The 2,124-nt window shown below is 63.6% G+C and carries 1 protein-coding gene; it reads right to left on the reverse strand.

Features of this window, described 5'->3' with window-relative positions:
• On the reverse strand, positions 1-1,939 hold a 1,939-nt coding region (locus tag HW556_RS18775; RefSeq protein ID WP_246289721.1), incomplete at its 3' end, for a histidine kinase dimerization/phospho-acceptor domain-containing protein.
• Positions 1,940-2,124 lie beyond the last annotated feature (185 nt).

Raw genomic sequence — 2,124 nt, forward strand, 5'->3', positions numbered from 1 at the left:
TGGTGAGGGAGGCGCTGAATGACTTATCCTTGGCCCGCAGCCCCTGGTAGGCCAGGCGCAGGGACTCGTCGCACAGGCGGTTGACATCGGTGGGCAGCCGCTCGCCAGCCCTGGTCTGGCTGTGCTCCAACATGCCCTTGACAATGCTGGCCGCCCGTTGGCCGTGCTGGGTGATTTTACCCATGTTCTGCCGCAGATCGTCCACCAGTTCGGCTTCCAGTTCGGCATCGCGCTCGGGGCGCGCTTGCTCGTCGGCCAATTCGGCCAGCAACTCACTGCTCACTTCGGAGAAGTTATTGACAAAGTTCAGTGGGTTTTGAATCTCGTGGGCTATGCCGGCCGTGAGCTCGCCTAAGCTGGCCATTTTCTCTTTTTGAATCAACTGCGCCTGCGTCGTGCGCAGTTCCGTGAGCGAGGCGTTAAGTTGGTCTCGCTGAATCTCCAGTGCCCCTTTTTGCGTGTTCACGGCCGCATTTAGTTGATTCAGTAGCGCGTTGGCCCGTTGCTGTTGGCGGTTGCCGCGCCAGAGCACGAACACCAGCCCGCCAATCAGGGCCAGCACCGCCAGCACTGCCCCCAGCACCAGGCGCTGGCGGCGGGCCCGCGCCGCGTCCTGCACCTGGGCCAAGCGCAGCGTGGCGATGCGTGCCTGCTGGGCCCGGTCGGCCTGCTCCACCTCGTACTGGGCCACGTGCCACGCCCCTTGAGCGCGCTCGAGCGTGTCCGCCAGGGCCGCGGCGGCCAGCGAATACCTGGCCGCCGGAGCCGATTGGCCCCGGGCCTGGTAGAAGCCGGCTAATTCCCGCAAGTAGGCCAAGCGCAAGGGCGTGGTGCTCAGCTCCCGGGCTTGTCGGTAGGCGTGCAGCCACGCCTGTTCGGCCCGCTGCGTCTGGCCCCGCAGGGCGTAGTACCTGGCCCAGGCCGCGTCCAGCTCAAAATAGCCCAACGTACTATTCAGCGGGATGCGCAACGAATCGCGTAAGTGCTGGGCTTGGGGCAACACCTGCCCGGCCTCGGCCACCCGGCCCTGGGCCAGCAGCACCGCACTCTTCAATACCAGGCCAAAAGCATAGTCGTTAAGTGCCGCCACTACTTGGGACCGGCTGGTGTCTCCTGTGGCCACGACGGAGGCGGTCAGGGACTCGTCGACTGCCCGCAGTGCGGCCGCAAAGTTGCCTTCCCGTAGGTAGGTCTCCCCCAGCATGCGCAGCGCATAGGGCCGCAGGGTGGGCCATCGCGTCTCGGTCAGCATCTGCTGCAGGTAGTGCCGGGCCTTGGAGTAGTTGCCCCAATCGGCGTAATAGGCTCCAGCCACGCTCAGGTCGATGTAATATTGTCGCCGACTGAAGTGCCGGAATATTTCGGCGCTGCGCAGAATGTAGCTAGCGGCCTGATTGAAGTCGCCCTGGACCCGATAATAATTGGCCAGGGCCCGGTAGCAGCTGGCGATGCTCAGCGGATGCCCCCACTGCCCGTATTCGGCCAGCTTGTCGTACAGGTAGGCCCGCCGGGCCGCTTGCTGGTTTAGTCCGTCGTAGAGCGGGCGCATTCTGCTCAACGCCACCGACGCGGGCTGGCCCAGTCGGTCGAAGGCTGCTACCGACGCCTGTAGGCTGTCCAAGGCAGGGGCAAATGATTTCTTATCCCGGAGTTTTAGACCCACCAGCAACGCCCGATACGCCCGGTGCTCCGGGCGGTGCAGCTTTTTGGTCAGCGCCACCACTTCGGCGAGGTGAGCCTCTACGGCGGGGGTGTGACTCAGGTGGAGCAGGGTGCGTAGGCGGGCGGTGTCCGCACGCTGGCCGGCCAGCACTTGCCTCAGGGAATCTACCGGGGCCTCCCAATAGCGGTAGCGGGCCCGGCGTTGGGCCGGCGTCTGGGCCTGCCCCCTAGGAGCAGCCGCCAGCCATAGCAGGGTTAACAGAAGAAAGTAGCGCATGAGGGCGGGGTCACGTCTCAAGCGCAGGGCGGAAGCACAATAAAGGAACAAAGTGGGTGGGCTTGGAATGAGCAAGCTACAAATCAATTCGTTGCGTTCTATCAGCCCGCTGATTCACGCCAAGGTATCGGAGCAGCTGGTAGTAATTAGCGATGTGAGTTCACTTAAACGGTCCGAAGATAAAC

The sequence above is a fragment of the Hymenobacter terrestris genome (assembly GCF_013377905.1).
Lineage (GTDB): Bacteria > Bacteroidota > Bacteroidia > Cytophagales > Hymenobacteraceae > Hymenobacter > Hymenobacter terrestris.